Source organism: Acinetobacter sp. RW6 (assembly GCF_041956835.1).
GTDB classification, from domain to species: domain Bacteria; phylum Pseudomonadota; class Gammaproteobacteria; order Pseudomonadales; family Moraxellaceae; genus Acinetobacter; species Acinetobacter calcoaceticus.
Genome location: NZ_CP167121.1, coordinates 1,494,653 through 1,515,557, shown reverse-complemented (window position 1 = coordinate 1,515,557; position 20,905 = coordinate 1,494,653). Strand labels below are relative to the sequence as shown.

The following is a 20,905-nucleotide window of genomic DNA, read 5'->3' as shown; positions in this document are numbered from 1 at the left end:
AGCTGAAAAAATCCTTCTCGTTCTTATTCGTTGACAGCACATCCGGTGCTTAAAAGAGCTAAGACTTAAGCTCACTTTCTAACTTAAGTCTTGTTTGGCTAACTAAAAATTAAAATTTAAGCGACTAAGGTTTTATAGAATTCGACGCCTGTAACAGCTTGAATTTGTTCTAGAGTGACATCTTTAGCAAGTTCAATCAGTTCGACACCTTGTGGGGTAATGTCCATTACACCTAAGTCCGTAATTACGCGATGAACCACACCTTTACCGGTTAAAGGTAAACTACAGTTTTTCACAATTTTTGGCGTACCGTCTTTTGCACAATGTTCCATAAGAACTACAACTTTTTGGACACCAACAACCAAATCCATTGCGCCGCCCATACCTTTTACTTTCTTGCCTGGGATCATCCAGTTAGCCAAGTCACCATTTTCGGAAACTTCCATTGCACCTAAAATTGCAATGTTTACATGGCCGCCACGGATCATGGCAAATGACGCTGAGCTTGAGAAAAAAGCAGCGCCAGGGCGAGCAGTAACAGTTTGTTTACCTGCATTAATTAAATCAGCATCAACAGTTTCTTCAGTTGGAAACTCACCAATACCTAATAGGCCATTTTCAGATTGAAGCCAAACATTAATATTTTCAGGAATATAGTTGGCAACTAGGGTAGGTAAGCCAATACCCAAATTGACATAAAAACCGTCTTCAAGTTCTTTTGCAGCACGTTGTGCCATTTCATTGCGTGACCAAGCCATTTTATACTGCCTCCGTGCTTAAAGTTTTATGCTCAATGCGCTTTTCAGGTGATGCATTAAGTACAATACGATTTACATAAATACCCGCTAAATGGATTTCATCCGGATCCAATTCACCAATTTCAACAACCTGTTCAACTTCAGCAATTGTAATTTTTCCAGCCATCGCACATTCAGGATTAAAATTCTGAGCAGTTTTACGGAATACTAAATTACCTGCTTTATCTGCTTTATAGGCCTTAACAAGAGCAACATCTGCTGTTAAAGATTCTTCTAAAATGTAGTTTTTCCCTTTAAAGGTACGTTCTTCTTTACCTTCAGCAATCAGTGTACCTACGCCAGTTTGAGTATAAAATGCAGGTATTCCAGCACCACCAGCACGTAACTTTTCAGCTAAAGTACCTTGTGGGGTGAGTTCTACATCAAGTTCACCATTTAAATACTGACGCTCAAATTCTTTGTTTTCTCCAACATAAGAAGAGATCATTTTTTTAATCTGTTTGGTTTGTAGCAAAATACCTAAGCCAAAATCATCTATACCTGCGTTATTAGAAATACAAGTGAGACCAGTTACACCACTTTGTTTAACTGCAACAATCAGTTTTTCTGGAATTCCGCATAAACCAAAACCGCCAACGGCAAGTGTTTGATTATCTGCAATAACATCTTTCAGTGCTGCCTCTGCACTAGCATAAACTTTATTCATTCTATTGTTATCCTATATCCCTTAGTGGTTTTAGTTTTAGCATCTAGTTTTATGTTATAGAAGTTAATTTTTTAAAAGGATTAATAAGTATAATCAATGAATCGCATCAAATTAACAACAAAAGATAAGAAGCACAAAAGTAAAAAATCTTAAAAAAAGAATTTCATAGCATTGAAATTTATCATAATTAATAAATTTATCTTAGCAGTAAGCTTTGTTCATCCTAAAATACAGTATTTAATTTTTTAAAATTTATATTGAAGTAATGCCTCAATAAATTGAGCTGAAATATTTGAAATTTCAAAGTTCTTTTTATAGACAATCCCAACTGTTTTATGAATAGCTTCGTCTTGTAGCTCAATTAATACATTGTGTTCTTTATCAATGTGAGACGCAAAATGTCTTGGGATTGCACTTACACCAATTCCATAGGCCACAAAACTTGAAAGTGATGAAATTTGATGACATTCAACTTTTAAATCAAGCGTTATATTATTTCGTAAACAATTTTGCTCAACCAAATAACGAACAATTGAAGGTTTTTGCAAAGTGACAAATGGGTTAGAACAAAGCTGCTGCCATGTAATAGAGGGTGCTTGAGCGAGTGGGTGAGTTTTAGGTAATAGAGCTAAGAAATCTTCTTCAAACAGCGGTTTAAACTCTAAACCTTCAGTCAGGTCTGGCTCAAAACATAGGCCAAGCTCAAAAATACCATCCTGTACTTTTTCGATAATGGTTTCATTAGGAATATCATGAATTGAAAAATTAAGGTTAGGGTGGAGACTCAAAAACTCATGAATGACTTGAGGCAAAATTGCATGAGTCACAAATGGCATGGAGGCAATACTTAATGTTCCACGATTAAGCTTAAACCGTTGTTTAACATCATTTTCCATTTCATCCCAATTGGCAATTAATTTTTTTGCATAGGGAATAAGTGATTTACCTTCCTGAGTAAGTTCAACACGGCGTGTATTACGGTTAAATAGTTTCCCACCTAATTCTTCTTCTAGACTTTTGATAGTGAGACTTAAAGCGGACTGGCTAAGATGTAAATCTAAAGAGGCATTGGCATAGTTAAGCGTACGAGCAAGGGCCAAAAAAGCTTTTAGTTGTTTAAGCGTCATTTCGTTCCTTTAGATTACAGTTCCAGCCTAGTGCTGTAATTTATACGAAAATTTGTTTAATAAGATGGTTTTTGACAAAAATTTAAGAAAAAGGAATGAGCGGACAAGCGACTCAACTACTTTAGTAAATTTTCCCAACAAAATTCATCTGTATTGTTTGCAAAGTATAGAGCCATTCCAACTCCATGGAAAAATAAATGACCTAACCAAATTACTTGAGGTGCAACTTTTAAACCTTCTAATAAAATAGTTGTTGAATAAATTGCTAATAAAAAGGTGAAAAAGATGATGTAAGTAGCACTTGCTACAAATTTATATTTCGGTGCTAATTGAGGAATTTTATATCCAATCAAAATTTGCATACCGCAATTTATGATGAGCGAAAGTATACCCACAAGGACTTGTGGTACATTTAGATATTCTAAAGAGAGTTGTTCGATTATAAAAATGATTTGCCACAGTAGAAACATGCCCAGAGGGTACAATACAAATTTAATCCACATCATATTTTGTTTTCTTATCAATATTTTATAAGAGTATTCTATTGAATAACAAAGATTAAATAAATACTGTTTTTAAAAAAAACTATATCTCAATATAAAGCTGGTCTTAATTCAATTAAAATATTTGTGAATTTTAAATTCATTAAAACTTAATTTAAAAGATAAATGAGATTATGTAAGGGTAAAATTAATGAATAAAACTATTCTTGGTTTAGTACTGGTGCCACTCATATTAAGTGGCTGTGTGAAAAAAGCTGAAGAAAAACCTGTAGAAAAAACAGAAAATGCTTCAACTATAAAAACGACCGAACAACCCCAAACAAAAGAAAATCAAATTCCTGCAATAATAGCGCACAGTTTTCTTGTGAGGTTTGAACAACCCAAAATTTGTGGGCCTAATCCAGATGTCGAGGGTATTGTATGTACTTCTAAAGAAGCCATTGCACTTAAAAGTAATATTGACTGGATTGATCAAGTAATCGATAAGGAAATCCGTAAAAATTATGCAGATGCTCTTACTCCTGCATCAGAACAGCAAAAACAGTTAAATCAAACACAAGCTGAGGGGCTTAATAACTGGTCAGATAGTGTGGTTTATCGCTTTAATGGACAGTTTGGTCAATATGTGCAAATTTCAAAAGTTAGCTCAGAATATTCTGGCGGAGCACATGGTATAGCAACTTTTGAAGATTATGTTTTTGACTTGAAAAGCAAAAAACGCATTGGATTAAAAGATATTGTAGTGAATGGAAAAATGAATGCGCTTAAAGATGCTTTATGGAAACAGTACGAATATTGGTGCCAAGAAAATGATATGCAGCCCTTTATTAGCAAAGAGGACTTTAAAGTAAGTGAAAATTTTTATATCAACCAGTCGGGTGGGGTGACCTTTGATTTTCAGCTTTACGAATTGGCTCCATATGCCGCAGGTCCTGTGAGTTTAGAGCTCTATGATACGAATCAGCTGATAAAACCAGATTTTTTACCGCCAATGCCTACTTTAAAAACTGAAATGTAAGAGCAATAAATACTAAATAAATTACTTAGGCCACCTTCGGGTGGTTTTTCATTTTCTGAACTGTTAAATTTTACTCATTATTAAAATGGATAATTTCATGAAAAAAATAATTTTATTAGGAGTGGTGGTTTTATTTGGAGGGTGTGTAACTCCCGCTACTCAAATGATTAATAATAAATTTAGTGAAGTACAACCTTCAATACCTTCAGTGTCAGGTATATGGACGATTTCGATCGGCCCAAACATATCAACAATAAAACTTGATTCAGATGGCAATGGAATACTTTGTGACGATACTAATGGGCATGTTGTATTCAACAAAGTTAAATATGCAAATAATATGATTTACATTCAAAATGGTATGGCTCTTGAAGTGAAGCTTCTAAACAAAGATATACTCGAATCTAGAATAACGTTAAGTGCTTCCACTTCAAATATGGTCTATAAAGCCGATAATGACTTAAAGTCAGCATCATTGAAGTGCGCCAAAGAATTATAGATAACTACCTTATAAGTTAGCAGAGGTGTTGACATGATGAAATGTTAGGAAGGCTGGTGCAGAAGTTGATAGGTATTTCATCTTTTATGGAAAAAACTTCCTACTTATAGATTTTGAAATGACTTTTCCGCATTTGTAATTATATTTTCTTCTCTCTTAGATTGGACTTCATCTAACTATTATCTTTATTTGTATAATGTTGTTGATATATAATTATTTTTTAATATCTTTAAAACTTAAAAAAATGAACTTAAAATATATTTTGATTGCTTTTGGTCTAGTATTCTTTGTACAAACTATCGTTAGTGCCTTGATTGGCGGGTTAGTGAGGATGATATTTCCACGTAACATTGCTATGGCAATTTTCTACGCAGCAGCCATCCTTATAGTCATTTGGATCGGTTACTATAATACTAAGACCGCTGTAGGTTTTAAGGTGAAGACAGCCTTCAAGTTACATTTACTTATAGCCTTTTTTCCTCTTATTGGTTTATTAGTAGGACCTGTAGAGAAAGTTGTATTAAATATTGTGACTCTATTTATAAGTCTTAATATTGGAACAGCTATCTATTACTTTAAAGGTAAGAATCTAGTATCTGCCTAATCCATTTCAGCTTCTTTTATACGGCTCAAGATGTAGTTAATTACGTCTTGTTGCCCTAGATTGAAGGCTGTCTGTGTTGCTGAGTCTTTATCGCAAGGAAGCTTAGTATGGAATAGCTCTATTAGCTCATTCAATAATTGTAATCCTTCACCATCACTAAAGACATTGTTGTATTTGTTATTCACTGTCCATTGCTCCTATGATTTGATCAGTAGTCGTATTCTTAGCTTGATCCTTAGACCTGTAAAACCTACTTACTACATCATCATTTGTTAAAGGTAATTTATTGGTAACGTATTGGAGTAGTCTATTTAGTAAGTTTGATAGAATACATTTTTGAGATAGCGAAAATTTTATGAATAATAAGAAAATAAGTCTATTAAGATAGCCTTCTTAAATTAATTGAGTTGTTTGCAAAATTTGTACTGTTGGATAGCTTTTAAGCTATTTAAATGTGGTTTATATTTTTTAGTTAAAATATATGGACCTATATTAATTAGGATTAAATGAAATTCATTATGAAAATTTTAATAAAATTTATCTTAAGCTTTTTATTTTACTTTGCATTAAATACATATGCGCAAGAAGCTGGAAATTTTAGAGAATTGCGATATCAAAAGGTTAAGTGGATTCAACCTCCAAGCATTAGCATCAGTAATGATGAGCTACAAGGATATGATAGAAATGTTGTGATAGCAGCAGAAACTAATATAAGTAGTAAAATTACAGCAGTTAAATTGTTGCAAAGTAGTGGAATTAAGAGTTTAGATTTAAAGTTAATAACCGCAGTGGAAAGCGCCAGATTTTCCCCTTATCAAGAAAATGGAGTTTTCTATCCAGTCAGATTTGTACAACCCTTCCACTTAGAGGAATCTAGAGAACCTGAACTCGAGGTCTATCCGGAAATAAAAGTAAATGGCGAAGATCTGTATGGTCAAAATAGATCAGTATCTATTTTTACAGAAGCTGATGTGAACGGAACTCTAACTAGATCTGAAATTCAAAAAAGTAGTGGGCTTATTAAATTAGATAATTTCGTGCTTGATGAATTTCGTAAACGTGAAAAATCTTTTCCATTAAATGTTAATGGAAAACCTTATCCTATTCGTAAAACTGTTGCTTATAATTTTCCATCATCTATTACCTCAAGTGAAGCTGAAAGATATAAAAACGAGTACCAGTTAAAAATTTTTAAAGCTTGGAATGTTCCTACTAACTCGGCAGGAACAAATGCAAGAGTTAGAGTCTTATTAACAGATAAAAGTGAGATTGATCAAATAATATTTTTGAATGAGGTACCTAAAGAATTTAAGTTAAGTATTGAACGAGCGATTAAAAAATCAATTCCGTTTACTTTACCTGAAAATACTGATGTTAGAAAAATAGCAAGAAACTTATCAATTAGCTTTAAGGCAACATAGTTATTTGATATTAATTTAAAATAAAGAACTCATTAGTGTTTTTTTGAGCTGTTAAATTTTACTTATTATTAAATTGGTTACTTTTATGAAAAAGATTATTTTAACTAGCTTGTTCCTTATTTTATTGGGGTGTGCAAGTAAACCTGTAGAAAGTTTAAATAGAAACTTAGATTTAGATGTTAAAACTCCTCCAAATTTTGATTCAAAAAATTCTTACTATAAGGTTCCTGAATCATTTAAAGTTTATTGGTTAAAAGCTCCATCGCTTACTATTTCGGGAGCAGAGCTTGCAGGACGAAATAGACATGTGCTTTTAGATGTTAAAGCTGATGAATGGGGAGTAATTACAGAGGTTATTTTAACTCGAAGCAGTGGGCTAGCAGAGCTTGATGAAAAATCTATAAATGCTGTCAAGTTAGCTAAATTAAAGCCTTATAAAATAAATGGAAAACATGTTCGTTTCGATGTAACTCTACCTCTGCTATTTACACTTGAGAACTAGTCTAATATTAATAAGTTTTCATAAAAAAATAATTTATTTGTTTAATAGAAGGAAAGGCTATTCACATGTCTTTAAATAATTATATAAATTTTTAAACCATGTAGCTGAGTATTTCTTTATGTGACATTTAGTAAATAATTTGTTAAATTATGTGAACTTTATAACAAACGGTTAAAAACTCATGATGAAAATATTGGCTACAAGTTTAATTGCTTTAAGTTTAATGGGGTGTGCAACATCAAGGGGCTTAATTGAAATACCTCAAGGTCAAAAACTAAATCAATCCCAAAATATAGTAGCACAAGGCAAATCGATTATAGTGAAGGTTGAGGATGATCGAAAATTTCAAGATAAACCCGCATCAGCTGATATTCCATCTTTAAAAGGTGAGCAATCTAATGCAACAGCAGAAGAAAAAGCCCGAGCTGTTGCTCGTAAAAGAAATGGATATGGAAAGGCTTTAGGGGATATCCTTTTAAAAGATGAGACTGTATCGCATTTGGTTGATAAACGTGTTTCTGAAGCATTGCAGCAGTCGGGATATAAAGTTCTTGCTAATAACACCACTAATGAAGCTAATGCCGATCTGATACTCAATATTAAAATTAATAAATTTTGGTCATGGTTCCAGCCTGGATTTGCCTCAATCAAAATCAATTCTGAAATTGATACCGAAATTTTAGATGCCAAACACCCTAATCGCCCACCATTTAAAATCTATAGCAAGGTAACGAGATCAGCACAGGTAGCGAACGAGTCGAAATGGGTAGAGAATATTGACAAAGTACTCAATGACTACGAGGAAAAGTTAATTATTGAAATTTCTAAGCAAAGTCAGTAGTTTTTATTTAAATCTTTGAAATATATTTAAGTTTAAAAAGCACCCTAGGGTGCTTTTTATGTCTCATCGTTGTTTGTTCACCAGTTGCATTACCATCAATTGATTTAGAAAAGTAATTAAGTATTCCAAACAGCTTTTGTAATAAATTGTGGTAGATTATTAACAATTAAGGTTTTGACAGTATTTTCATGTACCATTGCGGGATTAAAAAAATAAAATCTCTAAGGTAAAATGAAATGAATAAGATAACCCTAATTTTGCTAGCCGCTCTTCTTTTTTGTATTTTAGCGAACTATGAAAGTTTTAACTTATTAAAACCTCAAGAAACTGCAAGTAGTGAAATTAACAAAACTCTTCCCAAAAACTAATCCACCTAAGGGTGGTTTTTTTATACCCTAAGCTCTTAAATTTTAATTATTAATAATAAAGGGTAATTTTATGAGAAAAACTTTAATTGGAGCTTTATTCTTAACATTTGGAGCCTCGGTAAGTGCAGCATCGAAAATTGAAAAAGAGGAAACAAAAAAGTTTTCAACAATGAAGCAATGTATTGAATGGCTAGATTCTAAATATCCAAATAGCAAATGGCATAAAGACAGAGGTGCCTCGTGGAGTTTAGAAAATAATAATTCAAATTTTTTATCTGGAATTACACATGTTCCTAGTGACGAAAATAAAAAACTGACACATCCAATTGCGATTTATTGCAAATTAAAAGAAACAAGTACCGAAGGCGTCTTCTATGAAGGAAAGTATATCGTCATAGAAGCTATTTAATCTCAAATTCTGATTGATCAAACCCACTCAATGAGTGGGTTTTTTATAGCTGAAGAAAATCAACAAACTCATTGCCAAGAACAATTTTTCTATGATTGGATTGCTCATCGTGTAGTGATTTAAAAACCTTGAAGAATTACCCTTTTCTTGGCTTCCATCGTATGCGTACAGCTATATGTCATGAGGGCCTGACTTTAGTTTTCTTTGTCAAAATCTTAATAATTTTAAAAACTTGCTCACCCAGTTTTATCTTTTGATGAACAGTTCCATTGTCGAGCTCATCCCACAACTCAAATGGGAAAAACTCTGAACTATGATCAAAGACCCATAACCATTGATGACTATTGTTAAGCGTATTTACATCAAAACGCACATCCTGAACTTTGACAATCTTAAGTTGTTTATGATGTTCGTCTTGAAGAATAATTTCATGGTTCTCCATTAGACATCCACAAATTAAAGACAATTTTCAATTTTACTGAAATTGATACTTTACTTGTGAGTTTGTTAGTTGGCTTTAATTTACAAAAGATTTCTGGTTGTTAAAGTTTGTCATTTTCAAAATGATAATAATCTTTACTCTTGAAATACAAGGTTTTAAATAGGTTCTGTTGTAAGCGATAGGCGTAAATGTCAGAATGCTTAGCTGACATCTATCTTCGAGTTATCGCTATGAGTTTAATAGGGTTTATGTATGCAAGTAAAACCAATAGTGAACATAGTCAAGTAAAACAAGATTTAATTGATATCCTCACAGAAGCAGTCAAATTCAACTCTTATAATGATATTACGGGGGTACTTTACTATGGTAATGGATATTTCTTGCAGTATTTGGAAGGCGAGAAAGAACAAGTTGAATCACTATTTTATAATTCAATTTTGAAAGATTCGCGACATCAGAACTGTGAAATCATCTTTTCGAAACCGTCCGAACAGCGGTTGTTTAAGCATTGGAGTATGAAATTTGCTCCTATAAATACGAAAATAAAAGATTTCTTTTTTCATCATCATGTCGATGAGTTTAACCCGTATTTGCTTAACACTACATCAATTCCATCTTTTATTGAATTGCTTGTAGATCAACCAAATCTTAAAGCTGATCAATATCAAATTTAATCAATGATAGGATCTGAATTAGAGTAGTTTTTTCTACTTAAAAATATTAGCCCTCTAAAGAGGGCTTTTCTTAGTTAACTCGTGTTAGTAAGCCGCAGTCCTTAAGACTGCTTGGCTCACTTAGAAAGTTAATTTATACGAAAATTTGTCTAGATGATATTTCCAAAAAAATTAAATCATATGAAGAATATTTCTTAAATTATTTTAAAAAATATATTATTTAATTGCCTTTATTAAATAATATAGAGATATTAATTTAATTTACTCAATAATTAATAAGTTTTATAAAATAATGAAACTTTAAGAATAATAAATTTTTACCAAATAAATAACATATATATATGTTATTTATAGATATTTTAAAATTTAAATAAATTACATTGTTTTTAAATATTTTAGTGATATTTTATTTTTAGGCACATTTACCTATTACCAAGCATAGATATTGTGATTTTTATCATTATAGGTTTGGGATAACCTAAATATCTTCTGGTAATTTTAAACCTAATATTTATTCTTTAGGGAGAAAGAATATATGTGGGAATTATTTGTAATTCTACTTTCGCTTGGGCTGTTAATGTACACAGCTTACAAGGGTTTTTCCGTCATTCTCATGGCACCAATTTGTGCCTTACTTGCAGTTTTACTCATTAACCCAGCCAATGTTTTGCCGTTTTATTCGGGTGTTTTTATGCCCAAAATGGTGAACTTTATTAAAGATTATTTTCTTGTATTTTTGCTAGGGGCAATTTTCGGTAAAGTTGTTGAAATGTCAGGAATTGCTGAGTCTATCGCTCGAACTATTGTGAGATGGATTGGGGCAAAAAAAGCGATTTTAACCGTTGTGTTATTAGGTGCAATTTTAACGTATAGCGGTGTCAGCTTATTTGTTGCAGTATTTGCAATTTATCCTTTTGCAAACCAGCTTTTTAGACAAGCTAATATTCCAAAACGCTTAATTCCGGGAACCATTGCGCTTGGTGCATTTACATTTACCATGGATGCCTTACCGGGTACGCCGCAAATCCAGAACGTTATTCCAACCACGTTCTTTGGTACCAATATTTATGCCGCCCCATTTTTAGGGATTATTGGCGCTATTTTTGTTTTATGTGCAGGTTTAGCTTATTTGGAGTGGCGCCGTCGTGCTGCTGCAAAAGCGGGTGAAGGCTTTTCTGGTTTTGGAGTAGACAATACACCATCCCAAGAAGCTGAAGCCGATATATCTATGCAAAATAATGGAAGCACAGCTCGTCAGTTTTTAGCATTTGTACCCCTCATTCTTGTTGCAGTAATGAACAAATATTTGTCTAAAGCAATCAAAGAGTGGTATCCAAATGGCTTTGATTTTGCCACTGTAGGTTTAGCTGATTACACCGTTGATGTTGCAAAAACTGGGGCAATCTGGGCTGTTGGTTTAGCACTTATTGTCGGAATTATTGCTGCAATTTTATTTGACTACCAACGTGTAGTGACGAACTTTAAAGAGGGCATTAATGCCAGTATTGGTGGCTCGCTTTTAGCAGTGATGAATACCGCTTCTGAATATGGTTTCGGTGCAATTATTGCGTCATTACCGGGCTTTGCCCTGATTAGTCATGCAATGAGCAGTACTTTTACAAATCCTTTAGTGAATGGTGCGGTAACCACGACAGTTTTAGCGGGTATTACCGGTTCAGCTTCTGGTGGTATGAGTATCGCTCTAAGTGCGATGGCTGAACACTACAATGCTGCGATTTTAGCCGCTGGTATTCCTCCAGAAGTCATGCACCGTGTGGTTGCAATGGCATCGGGCGGTATGGATACGCTTCCTCATAATGGTGCCGTAATTACCTTACTTGCTGTTACGGGTTTAACCCATAAACAGTCGTATAAGGATATTTTTGCAGTCACAGTAATTAAAACATTAGCGGTATTTGTGGTGATTACGGTCTTTACCTTGACTGGTATTGTTTAAACCAACAAGTTAAAAATATTAAGGAGTAAATAGATGACTAAACTTTTAGACGGAAAAGTAGCCTTTATTACAGGCTCTGCAAGCGGGATCGGTCTAGAGATTGCTAAGAAATTTGCTAAAGAAGGTGCAAAAGTTGTCATTTCTGATATGAATGCTGAAAAGTGCCAAGAAACGGCAAAGCTGCTAACAGAACAAGGTTTTGATGCATTATCTGCACCATGTGACGTAACTGATGAGGATGCTTATAAACAAGCAATTGAACTCACTCAACAGACCTTTGGAACAGTAGATATTTTAATTAATAATGCTGGCTTTCAACACGTTGCACCTATTGAAGAGTTTCCAACCGCTGTTTTTCAAAAGCTAGTTCAGGTCATGCTCACTGGTTCGTTTATTGGCATTAAACATGTTTTTCCAATTATGAAAGCTCAAAAATCGGGCCGTATTATTAATATGGCTTCAATTAATGGCTTGATTGGCTTTGCAGGTAAAGCAGGTTATAACAGTGCTAAACATGGTTTAATTGGTCTGACAAAAGTTGCCGCATTAGAATGTGCAAGAGATGGCATTACAGTCAATGCACTCTGCCCAGGTTATGTAGACACACCATTGGTTCGTGGTCAAATTGCAGATTTGGCTAAAACCCGTAATGTGAGTTTAGACAGCGCACTTGAAGATGTAATTCTGGCAATGGTTCCTCAAAAACGTTTGTTATCTGTTGAAGAAATTGCTAATTATGCAATTTTCCTTGCGAGTGACAAAGCAGGTGGGGTAACAGGTCAGGCTGTGGTCATGGACGGTGGCTATACCGCACAATAATGTAGAGTTTTTTAAAAGCCGCTTATTTTTTAATAGGCGGTTTTTTATAAATAATAAAATATGTAAGTTTAGTGTTCAAAACGATGATTTATCTCTACTATAGTTGCTTATAAAAATCTAATAAAATAAGTTTGTTAAGGTATGAAATTATACTTTAAAGGTATTTAACTTATTTCCAATTTTAAAATTTAATAGAGTGTGAGAAAGTAATCTTTACTCTCTTTCTTGATTAGATATTTTTCAGGAAAATTCGTCAATTAAAGGATATTAATTGGCATACAAGTTGCTTTTTTAGCAATAAGTTATTTAGCTAGGTGAAAAGGATATGATATCACTCAGCCAACAGACGGAACTCAATCATTATTCACGCAAAGCTGAATTTGCGCAGAATTTGATGTCCACAATTTGTGGTGAACACCGTCTAGATACTATTTACAAAGACACGCTCGATTTTCACTATGACGGTATGCGCCTGCCTAATAAAAAGATGGCAATTGGCACAATCAGTTATGGTGCAAATGTTGCCATTAACATCTCAAATTTAAAAGCTTATAGCATTAGCTTACCGATACAAGGAAGACAAGCTCTCAACATTCGCGGCGCTCATTATCAGTCGGATGAAAACAGAGGGCTTATTGTTTCAAATAACGATCAGCAAGATTTGATTATTGATAAAGATTGTCGAAAATTTCAGGTGGTTATTCCAGAACGAAGCATGCAAATTGTTCTTGCAGATCTACTGAATAAACCGATAGATGCCCCCATCATTTTTAATCCAGAAATGCATCTGGACTCGGAGCAACTGATTGGTGCATGGTGGAAAAATATTCAGAATTTTTTACAGTTAAAATCACAATATAGCAATTTTTATGGTTTGCAGATGCTGTCTGAAGACTATGAAAATTTTGTAATTAAAGCCTTACTTTTATCTCAAGAAAATAATTATTCCGAAAGTTTAAAGTTACTTTCGCATCAGGATGAACCAGCCTATATCCGAAAGGTGCGGAATTTCATTATTGAACACGCCCATGAAGAAATCTGTGCAGAAGATTTGCAACGCCTAGCGGGGGTTTCAAAATCCAAGTTGTATGACGAGTTTCAGCAGTACTACGGTACAAGCCCAATGTCCTATTTGAAAAAGTATCGTCTACAACAAATTTATAAGATTTTGAGTACAACTGGCGCTGATAGAAAAGTATCTATTTCTAAGCTTGCTTATGACTGGGGGTTTAATCATTTAAGTCGTTTTTCTCAAGAATATCGCGAAGAGTTTGGTGAAAAACCAAGTGAAACGAAGGGCAAAATTTTTTAAATATTTAATCTTTTAAGCAATAAAAGACCTGATTGAATTAACCCAATCAGGTCTTTTATTTATCTATATATTTTAAATACTATTTTCAAGATTCAATACTTGCTTACTTTTAGATTTTTCATAAATGACTTTAAGACTAAGAGCAATAAATGAAATGAAGGTTGGTAAAGCAAGAATAAAGAATATACCGCTTAAACTTAAGTTAAACGTGAAAATGAGTGAGCCAAAGAAAGCACCTATAATTGCGCCGATACGACCAATACCATGCATCCACGAAACGCCAACCGCGCGGCACACCGCTGGGTAGAAAATGGCTGCAAGTGGTAGTAAAGAAGATTGAGCACCAGCAAGTAATGCACCAATTAAGAAAATGGTAATACCCAATAAGAAAATATTTGAACTGACTAAGCCTGCGACAATGAATAGCCCAAAAGCAATTAAATAAGAGTATTTAATCACTGTGGTTGGGTTCAGTTTGTCCATGTACCAACCCATAATGGTTGCACCAATTACACCACCAAAAGGGAAAATAGCTGCGATTAAACTAAATTGTTGCGTCGTAAAACCAGCTGTTTTTAAAATTGTTGGCATCCAGCTTGTTAAAAGATAAAACACCAATAGGCTGGTAAAGCAGCACAGCCAAAGCATGCTTGAACCCCACAGGTATTTTCCTAAAACGATTTTAACCGGATTTTCCTCTGATGCCGTTTCTGTTTGAGCCAAGACAAGTTTTACTGGTTCTTGGAATGGATGCCCTTGAATATTTTCTAAAATTCGTTGTGCTTTATCTTGTTGTTGGCGCGTAATTAAGTATTGAGTTGATTCAGGTAATTTAAGTAATAAGGCAACCACTAAAATTAGGGGAATACTTCCACCAATAATAATGACTTTGGCCCAGCCATAACTTTCTAATAGATAAGCTGACAACACACCACCACAAGAAATACCAAGCATAAAACCGCAACCAGCTAATCCAGTTAGGAATGCTTTACGTTTTACAGGCATATATTCAGAGACAATGGTACTGATGTTTGGCATGGCTGCGCCTAAACCCACACCTGTAATAAATCGGTAAATCATTAAATCTTGGGTCGAGTCGGCAAAACCACACAAAATGGTAAATATTGAGAATAAAAGGCTTGTAAAAACAATGACGCCTTTACGCCCAAACTTATCAGACAACGGCCCTGAAATGATGGCACCGATTGACATACCCACTAAAGCGGCACTTAGAACTGGAGCAAGCTGAGGTTTGGTAATTCCCCAGTCATCAAGTAATGCAGGAGCAATAAAACCAATAATTCCTGTGTCTAAGCCATCACAGAAGAAGACAAAAAATCCTAGGATAAAAACCATCCACTGTAAGGGGGACAGTTTTTCGCGGTTGATTACCGAATTTGCATCTATCGTTTTCATATGTATTCCTTAACTCATTAAAATTTTCTGCTGTAATTAACAAAGAAACGGTTTTCAGAGAAATCGTTTCCCTGCTTAACGTCGTAATTAATAAAGATGTACTGAAGGGCTAAACCTTTGAGAAAAGGCTGTTGAAGGGCATAATTGACAATAACGTTTGCTTCACTTTCTTTGTTTTTTAAGCCATCTGCTGTTTTAAAGTGATCGCCATATACATACTTCAGAGTGGTATTTAAACCGGGGACATGATCTTTAAAGTCATAGCCATAGATGAAGTGATAAGACTTTTCATCTTGTTTGAAGAAACCAGTCGTGTTCCAGTTAATGAAATAAGTTTCAGGCAAGAATCCATCTGGTAATGGGTAAGCAGACTCACCAATAATTTGCTGATAACCCAAACCAAAGCTATGATTTTTTACTTTAAGCGTTTCTAGTAACCCTACATTTTGCGCATCGATGTCGAAAAGATTTCCATTATCTTTTGCACTGAAATATTTGAATTTTGAATTAACTGAAAAATTGGAGTTTTTCCATATGTGGTCCATTCCCACATAATGTTTATTATATAAATCTTCCATATTTCCGAAGTAATATTCGCCTTTCAAAGTAGGAGTGATTTGATAGCGCAAGTCTATGTAGTTAAGGCCATCAGAGTAGCCAGTCACGCCTTTTGAAGTAAAAGAAAAGCGATGAAAATCTTCTTCATTTCGTGGTGATACTTTTTCAATTCGACCAATTTCAGCAAAAAGCTTATTGTTTAGCTGGCTCTTAAGATTAGTTCCCCAATAAGACGTCAGGAGTTGTCGGCTTGCATCTACGGTGGTTACGGGTAAATCTAGCCATAATTCGCCAATGCTCAGTAGCGTCTTGTTATAGCCTAACTTTAATGTCGCACCATATTTTAAATAATCGGGTGCTTGGGACTGAGTTGCTTTATCAAAAGGTAATACTGTATCTGCAACGTGTTTATCTTGGCTTAAACGAACCGCATACTGTGCTGAAGCATTTGCGCCAATTTGAATCGGAGTGCCGCCAATTTCTAACGGCGTGTCATGCATATTGGAGTTATAAAATAGAGAAACTGATTGGGACCAGCTACCCGTGTCTTTTACATCTGGGTTGTCATAGTTTCTATCTATATATGCATTTTTTAATGTAAATTTCCATTCTTCATCCGCTGAATAAGCCTGAGTAGAAAATGCACTACAACATAAAATATTGATGAGCATTAACGTTTTGTTGTGTCCATAAATTGGCTTTGGTCGATGCATAAATAAAGTGCCTTAATTTAGAAAAATGACTGAGTTTTTCTTATGTAATCAAACTAATTACATGACTTTGATTGAACTATTTTTAGCCAGCAGTCACTATCCAATAAGTCCTAATCTTCATCCATTTTTTCCAAATTAGATAAAAAGTATTAATTTCATTTTTTGATTTAAAGTTATGAAATTTATTAGTTTTCTTATTTTTAGTGTTTTATCCAGTTTGATTAATTTTTATAATTGCGCACAGATTGGATAGTGCTTGCAGCTTTTGGACAGTCTAAAAAAATATTCGGATAGAAGATAAAGCCATAACAATGTCAGGAGTTGACACTATGGCTGGTCAAACCGTTCAAATTAAAACTGCATCTGGAAAACAGTTCAGTGCGTATCTAGTGACACCAGAAACAGGAAAAGGGCCGGGCGTCGTACTTTGTCAGGAAATTTTTGGGGTGAATGCAGCCATGCGGGAAAAGGCAGATTTTCTTGCAGAAGAAGGCTATACCGTTTTAGTTCCTGATTTATTTTGGCGTGTAGCACCTAATATCGAACTGGGTTACACACCTGAAGATTTTCAAAAGGCTTTCGAGCTTTATCAGCAATATGATGAAAACTTCGGTGTTGAAGATATTCAAGACACCTTATCTTTTTTAAAGACTCGACCAGAATGTGACACCTCTAAAGGCCTTGGTGTGGTGGGGTACTGTTTGGGTGGAAAGCTTGCATATCTTGCAGGTTGTCGACTTTCGGAAGTGGCATGTGCTGTAGGTTATTACGGTGTAGGCATTGAAAAAGCGTTAGATGAGTTAGCCAACGTAAAAGGGCGCTTGGTTTTACATATTGCAGAACTTGACCAATTTACGCCGCCAGATGCTAGACAAGCGATTGCCGATGCAGCACACCAATATTCAAATGTACAAGCTTATGTTTATGAAGGGGTTGACCATGCATTTGCACGTCCAAAAAGCAATCATTATCACAAACCTTCAGCGCGCTTTGCGCACGAGCGTACAGTAACCGCGCTACATGAAACGATTGGACCGAAATATGACTTAGTTGCACTATGGGAAGAGCATATTCGTCATGAGTTTGATACACGTGATGTACCAGCAACCATGGCAACGATGGTCGCAGAACCTTATGTCAACCATATTCCTACCTTAACGGGTGGTGTAGGCCACAGTCAGCTTGCCCGTTTTTATCAGTACCATTTTGTTCACCAAAACCCGAAAGATATGAAGATTACTTCAATCTCTCGTACGGTTGGCTCAACGCAAGTGGTAGACGAGTTCATTATGAGCTTTACCCACGACGCAGAAATTGACTGGTTATTACCGGGTGTAAAGCCAACTGGTAAATATGTCGAAATTCCAATGTTGGGTGTAATTCAGTTCAGAGGTTCAAAGTTGTGCCATGAGCATATTTACTGGGACCAAGCGTCGGTGCTTGTTCAAATTGGTTTATTAGACCCAACAGGCTTGCCAGTTGCAGGTGTCGAAACAGCACGAAAACTTCTTGATGAAGATCTTCCTTCAAATACCTTGATGCCATCTTGGTCAAGTAGTGAAGGCAAGCCAGTCAATTAAGGAGGATCTACAATGAATATAGATTTAAAAGGAAAAGTCGCTGTGGTGAGCGGTGGTGCAACACTCATTGGTAAAGCAGTTGTACAAGCCTTAGTTAGTGCAGGTGCTCATGTCGCTATTTTAGATATTGATGCCAAAGGCAAAGCGATTGCAGAAAGCTTTAACCATGATGTGATGTTTATTCAAACCGATTTAACCAGTGATGCGGCTATTCAACAAGCTGTAGCGGATATTCACCAACATTTAGGTGAAGTGAGCTACTTGGTCAATCTAGCATGTACATATTTAGATGACGGTTTTAAATCCTCACGGCAGGACTGGTTACAAGCACTCGATATTAATTTGGTCTCTACAGTTGAACTGAGCCGTGCTTTCTACAATGACCTAAAAAAGCAGCAAGGTTCGATCGTTAACTTCACTTCAATCTCGGCCAAAGTGGCACAAACAGGGCGCTGGTTATATCCAGTGTCTAAAGCCGCGATACGTCAACTCACACAAAGCATGGCAATGGATTTTGCTGCCGATGGTATTCGCGTCAACTCCGTTTCACCGGGTTGGACATGGTCTCGTGTCATTTCAGAAGTCAGTGGCAATAACCGTGAAAAAGCCGATAGCGTGGCAGCCGATTATCACTTACTAGGCCGATTGGGTCATCCCGAAGAAGTCGCCAATGTTGTTTTGTTTTTATTGTCACCCGCTGCGAGTTTTGTCACCGGAGCAGATTATGCGGTCGACGGTGGGTATTCAGTGATGGGCCCTGAAGGATCACAGCCCGCTATTCCACGTTTAGCCGAATAGCTCAGCGTTTTAAAAGCACATTTAGAAAATTATGGAGAAGATTATGCGCCGTATTGCAATTGTTGGAGCAGGACAGTCTGGTTTACAGCTTGGTTTGGGTTTATTAGATACAGGCTACGACGTGACAATGATCACAAACCGAACTGCCGATGAAATCCGTCAAGGTAAAGTCATGTCAAGCCAGTGTATGTTTCATACCGCTTTACAAACTGAACGTGACTTAGGTTTAAATTTTTGGGAAGAACAATGTCCAGCGGTGGAAGGCATTGGGCTGGCTTTAGTTAATCCTGAAAATGGTGATAAAGCATTTGAATGGAGTGCTCGTCTTGAGCGCTACGCTCAATCGGTTGATCAACGCGTCAAAATGCCATATTGGATGGAAGAGTTTGAACGCTGTGGCGGTCAATTAGTGATTCAAGATGTGGGTATTGAAGAGTTAGAACAACTCGCAAACGAATATGAACTCGTATTACTCGCTGCTGGTAAAGGCGAAGTCGTTAAACAATTTGAGCGTGATGATGCACGTAGCGTTTTTGATAAGCCTCAACGTGCTTTGGCATTGACCTACGTCAAAAACATGAAGTCAATTTCACCTTATTCACGTGTGACTTTTAACATTATTCCCGAAGTCGGTGAATACTTTTCATTTCCGGCACTCACCGTGAATGGTCCTTGCGACATCATGGTTTTTGAAGGCATTCCAAACGGGCCAATCGACTGCTGGCAAGATGTCAAAACACCTGAACAGCACCTGCAATGTAGTTTGGACTTACTCAAGAAATTTGTGCCTTGGGAATATGAACGTTGCACAAATGTTGAGTTAACCGATGCAGGTGGATATTTGGCAGGGCGTTTCCCACCAACCGTACGCAAACCCGTTTTAACCTTACCCTCTGGCAAGAAAATTTTTGGTATGGCAGATGCATTGGTAGTCAATGACCCGATTACTGGACAGGGCTCAAACAATGCTGCTAAGTGTAGCAAGATCTATTTCGATGCCATTTTAGCCAATGATAATCAACATTTTAGCGAACAATGGATGGTTCAAACCTTTGAACGTTATTGGGCTTATGCAGAAAAAGTGGTGGCTTGGACCAATAGCCTATTAGTACCACCGCAGCCACATGTTGTTGAACTATTAGCAGCTGCAAGCCAAAACCAAAGCATTGCTTCAATTATGGCTAATAACTTTGATGACCCGCGCTCTTTTGCCCCTTGGTGGTTTGATGCAAATCAGGCTCAAGCATTCTTAGCTTCAAAAACCACAGCAAAAGTGGCCTAAGGGCAAAACAGCAAAGGGAGAATTAAAAATGGACACAATTGAAACTCAAGGCTTACAAGCGATTAATGCTGAAAACCCAAGAGAGATTCGTAATTTACTTGGTCAGTTTGCAACTGGGGTTACAGTGATTACAACCCGTGGTAAAGATGGTCGGAAAATAGGAATGACAGCAAACTCTTTTTCCTCATTGTCTTTAGATCCACCATTAATTTTGTGGAGCCTTTCAAAAACAGCTCCAAGTTTGTCTGATTTTGTAGAAGCTGAATATTTTGCTATTCACATGTTGGCACAAGAGCATCATCAGCTTTCGGGACATTTTGCTCGAGGTGCTGAAGATAAATTTGCAGGTATTGCCCATCAACAATGCAATGCAGGCGTTCCAATTTTGTCCGATGCACTGGCAACCTTGGTTTGCCGCAATGTAAATCAGTATGAAGGTGGGGATCATTTGATTTTTATTGGTCAAATTGAACAATACCAACAACGCCAAGGTGAACCATTGGTATTCCACGCAGGAAAGTATCGGATTGCCGCTGAGCATCCAGAATTAGCACATTAATTCACCACAATCACGATCAATCCGGTCGTGATTTTTTTT

The 20,905-nt window shown here is 35.8% G+C and carries 23 protein-coding genes; 15 read left to right on the top strand and 8 right to left on the bottom strand.

The window, feature by feature from the left end:
• Window positions 1–116: 116 nt before the first annotated feature.
• From ACB088_RS07060 to ACB088_RS07045, 4 genes are all read right to left on the bottom strand, one after another.
• Window positions 117–758 (bottom strand): 3-oxoacid CoA-transferase subunit B, encoded by a 642-nt coding sequence (locus ACB088_RS07060; protein WP_004642758.1) that lies wholly within the window; start codon window positions 756–758, stop codon window positions 117–119.
• A gap of 1 nt (window position 759) precedes the next feature.
• A complete protein-coding gene (locus ACB088_RS07055; RefSeq protein WP_375038464.1) occupies window positions 760–1,464 on the bottom strand; it encodes a CoA transferase subunit A in 705 nt (234 codons plus the stop codon).
• Window positions 1,465–1,709: 245 nt separating this feature from the next.
• The gene (locus tag ACB088_RS07050) at window positions 1,710–2,591 is read right to left on the bottom strand and encodes a LysR family transcriptional regulator (RefSeq protein WP_375038463.1); all 882 of its coding nucleotides are present in this window, start codon (window positions 2,589–2,591) and stop codon (window positions 1,710–1,712) included.
• A gap of 116 nt (window positions 2,592–2,707) precedes the next feature.
• Window positions 2,708–3,097: a hypothetical protein gene (locus ACB088_RS07045; protein WP_375038462.1), complete on the bottom strand. Its 390-nt coding sequence runs from the start codon at window positions 3,095–3,097 to the stop codon at window positions 2,708–2,710.
• A 187-nt stretch (window positions 3,098–3,284) separates the two neighbouring features.
• Between ACB088_RS07045 and ACB088_RS07040 the strand changes: the two genes are divergently transcribed.
• The 3 genes from ACB088_RS07040 (at window position 3,285) to ACB088_RS07030 (ending at window position 5,215) form a co-directional block, all read left to right on the top strand.
• On the top strand, window positions 3,285–4,112 hold the full coding sequence (locus ACB088_RS07040) for an RsiV family protein (RefSeq protein ID WP_375038461.1): 828 nt from the start codon (window positions 3,285–3,287) through the stop codon (window positions 4,110–4,112).
• A gap of 97 nt (window positions 4,113–4,209) precedes the next feature.
• A complete protein-coding gene (locus ACB088_RS07035; protein ID WP_375038460.1) occupies window positions 4,210–4,611 on the top strand; it encodes a J517_1871 family lipoprotein in 402 nt (133 codons plus the stop codon).
• A gap of 244 nt (window positions 4,612–4,855) precedes the next feature.
• On the top strand, window positions 4,856–5,215 hold the full coding sequence (locus ACB088_RS07030; RefSeq protein ID WP_375038459.1) for a hypothetical protein: 360 nt from the start codon (window positions 4,856–4,858) through the stop codon (window positions 5,213–5,215).
• Here the strand turns inward: ACB088_RS07030 and ACB088_RS07025 are convergent.
• Window positions 5,212–5,400 (bottom strand): hypothetical protein, encoded by a 189-nt coding sequence (locus ACB088_RS07025; RefSeq protein WP_080027026.1) that lies wholly within the window; start codon window positions 5,398–5,400, stop codon window positions 5,212–5,214. The two genes, ACB088_RS07030 and ACB088_RS07025, sit on opposite strands and share 4 nt — an antisense overlap.
• A gap of 333 nt (window positions 5,401–5,733) precedes the next feature.
• On the opposite strand from ACB088_RS07025, the gene ACB088_RS07020 reads away from it, so the two are divergent.
• The 4 genes from ACB088_RS07020 to ACB088_RS07005 all read left to right on the top strand — a co-directional run bounded on the left by ACB088_RS07020 (window position 5,734) and on the right by ACB088_RS07005 (window position 8,756).
• A complete protein-coding gene (locus tag ACB088_RS07020; RefSeq protein WP_375038458.1) occupies window positions 5,734–6,636 on the top strand; it encodes an energy transducer TonB in 903 nt (300 codons plus the stop codon).
• An 85-nt stretch (window positions 6,637–6,721) separates the two neighbouring features.
• Window positions 6,722–7,138, top strand: coding sequence for an energy transducer TonB (locus tag ACB088_RS07015; RefSeq protein ID WP_375038457.1), 417 nt, complete (start codon window positions 6,722–6,724; stop codon window positions 7,136–7,138).
• A 181-nt stretch (window positions 7,139–7,319) separates the two neighbouring features.
• Window positions 7,320–7,979 (top strand): YajG family lipoprotein, encoded by a 660-nt coding sequence (locus tag ACB088_RS07010; RefSeq protein WP_375038455.1) that lies wholly within the window; start codon window positions 7,320–7,322, stop codon window positions 7,977–7,979.
• 438 nt (window positions 7,980–8,417) lie between these two features.
• Entirely contained in the window at window positions 8,418–8,756 is a 339-nt protein-coding gene (locus tag ACB088_RS07005; protein ID WP_092705700.1) for a hypothetical protein, read from the top strand.
• A gap of 178 nt (window positions 8,757–8,934) precedes the next feature.
• Here the strand turns inward: ACB088_RS07005 and ACB088_RS07000 are convergent, their stop codons facing one another.
• Window positions 8,935–9,198 carry a hypothetical protein gene (locus ACB088_RS07000; protein WP_092705701.1) on the bottom strand — a complete coding sequence of 88 codons (264 nt, stop codon included), beginning with the start codon at window positions 9,196–9,198 and terminating at the stop codon, window positions 8,935–8,937.
• Window positions 9,199–9,428: 230 nt separating this feature from the next.
• On the opposite strand from ACB088_RS07000, the gene ACB088_RS06995 reads away from it, so the two are divergent.
• From ACB088_RS06995 to ACB088_RS06980, 4 genes are all read left to right on the top strand, one after another.
• The gene (locus ACB088_RS06995) at window positions 9,429–9,872 is read left to right on the top strand and encodes a BLUF domain-containing protein (RefSeq protein ID WP_199990674.1); all 444 of its coding nucleotides are present in this window, start codon (window positions 9,429–9,431) and stop codon (window positions 9,870–9,872) included.
• 535 nt (window positions 9,873–10,407) lie between these two features.
• The gene (locus tag ACB088_RS06990) at window positions 10,408–11,829 is read left to right on the top strand and encodes a GntP family permease (RefSeq protein ID WP_375038454.1); all 1,422 of its coding nucleotides are present in this window, start codon (window positions 10,408–10,410) and stop codon (window positions 11,827–11,829) included.
• A 33-nt stretch (window positions 11,830–11,862) separates the two neighbouring features.
• Window positions 11,863–12,648 (top strand): 3-hydroxybutyrate dehydrogenase, encoded by a 786-nt coding sequence (locus tag ACB088_RS06985; protein WP_375038453.1) that lies wholly within the window; start codon window positions 11,863–11,865, stop codon window positions 12,646–12,648.
• Window positions 12,649–12,973: 325 nt separating this feature from the next.
• The gene (locus tag ACB088_RS06980) at window positions 12,974–13,960 is read left to right on the top strand and encodes an AraC family transcriptional regulator (protein ID WP_005047199.1); all 987 of its coding nucleotides are present in this window, start codon (window positions 12,974–12,976) and stop codon (window positions 13,958–13,960) included.
• Window positions 13,961–14,032: 72 nt separating this feature from the next.
• On the opposite strand, the gene ACB088_RS06975 is transcribed toward ACB088_RS06980, so the two are convergent.
• Both ACB088_RS06975 and ACB088_RS06970 read right to left on the bottom strand, forming a co-directional pair.
• The gene (locus ACB088_RS06975) at window positions 14,033–15,376 is read right to left on the bottom strand and encodes an MFS transporter (RefSeq protein ID WP_198495840.1); all 1,344 of its coding nucleotides are present in this window, start codon (window positions 15,374–15,376) and stop codon (window positions 14,033–14,035) included.
• A 17-nt stretch (window positions 15,377–15,393) separates the two neighbouring features.
• Window positions 15,394–16,605, bottom strand: coding sequence for an OprD family outer membrane porin (locus ACB088_RS06970; protein WP_375038786.1), 1,212 nt, complete (start codon window positions 16,603–16,605; stop codon window positions 15,394–15,396).
• A gap of 371 nt (window positions 16,606–16,976) precedes the next feature.
• On the opposite strand from ACB088_RS06970, the gene ACB088_RS06965 reads away from it, so the two are divergent.
• From ACB088_RS06965 to ACB088_RS06950, 4 genes are read left to right on the top strand one after another with little or no spacing between them, the layout of a single operon-like run.
• The gene (locus tag ACB088_RS06965; RefSeq protein WP_375038452.1) at window positions 16,977–18,227 is read left to right on the top strand and encodes a dienelactone hydrolase family protein; all 1,251 of its coding nucleotides are present in this window, start codon (window positions 16,977–16,979) and stop codon (window positions 18,225–18,227) included.
• A 12-nt stretch (window positions 18,228–18,239) separates the two neighbouring features.
• Window positions 18,240–19,025: an SDR family oxidoreductase gene (locus ACB088_RS06960; protein ID WP_375038451.1), complete on the top strand. Its 786-nt coding sequence runs from the start codon at window positions 18,240–18,242 to the stop codon at window positions 19,023–19,025.
• 43 nt (window positions 19,026–19,068) lie between these two features.
• Entirely contained in the window at window positions 19,069–20,307 is a 1,239-nt protein-coding gene (locus ACB088_RS06955) for a styrene monooxygenase/indole monooxygenase family protein (protein ID WP_375038450.1), read from the top strand.
• 28 nt (window positions 20,308–20,335) lie between these two features.
• Window positions 20,336–20,866, top strand: a complete 531-nt coding sequence (locus ACB088_RS06950) for a flavin reductase family protein (RefSeq protein ID WP_375038449.1) — start codon at window positions 20,336–20,338, stop codon at window positions 20,864–20,866.
• Window positions 20,867–20,905: the final 39 nt, after the last annotated feature.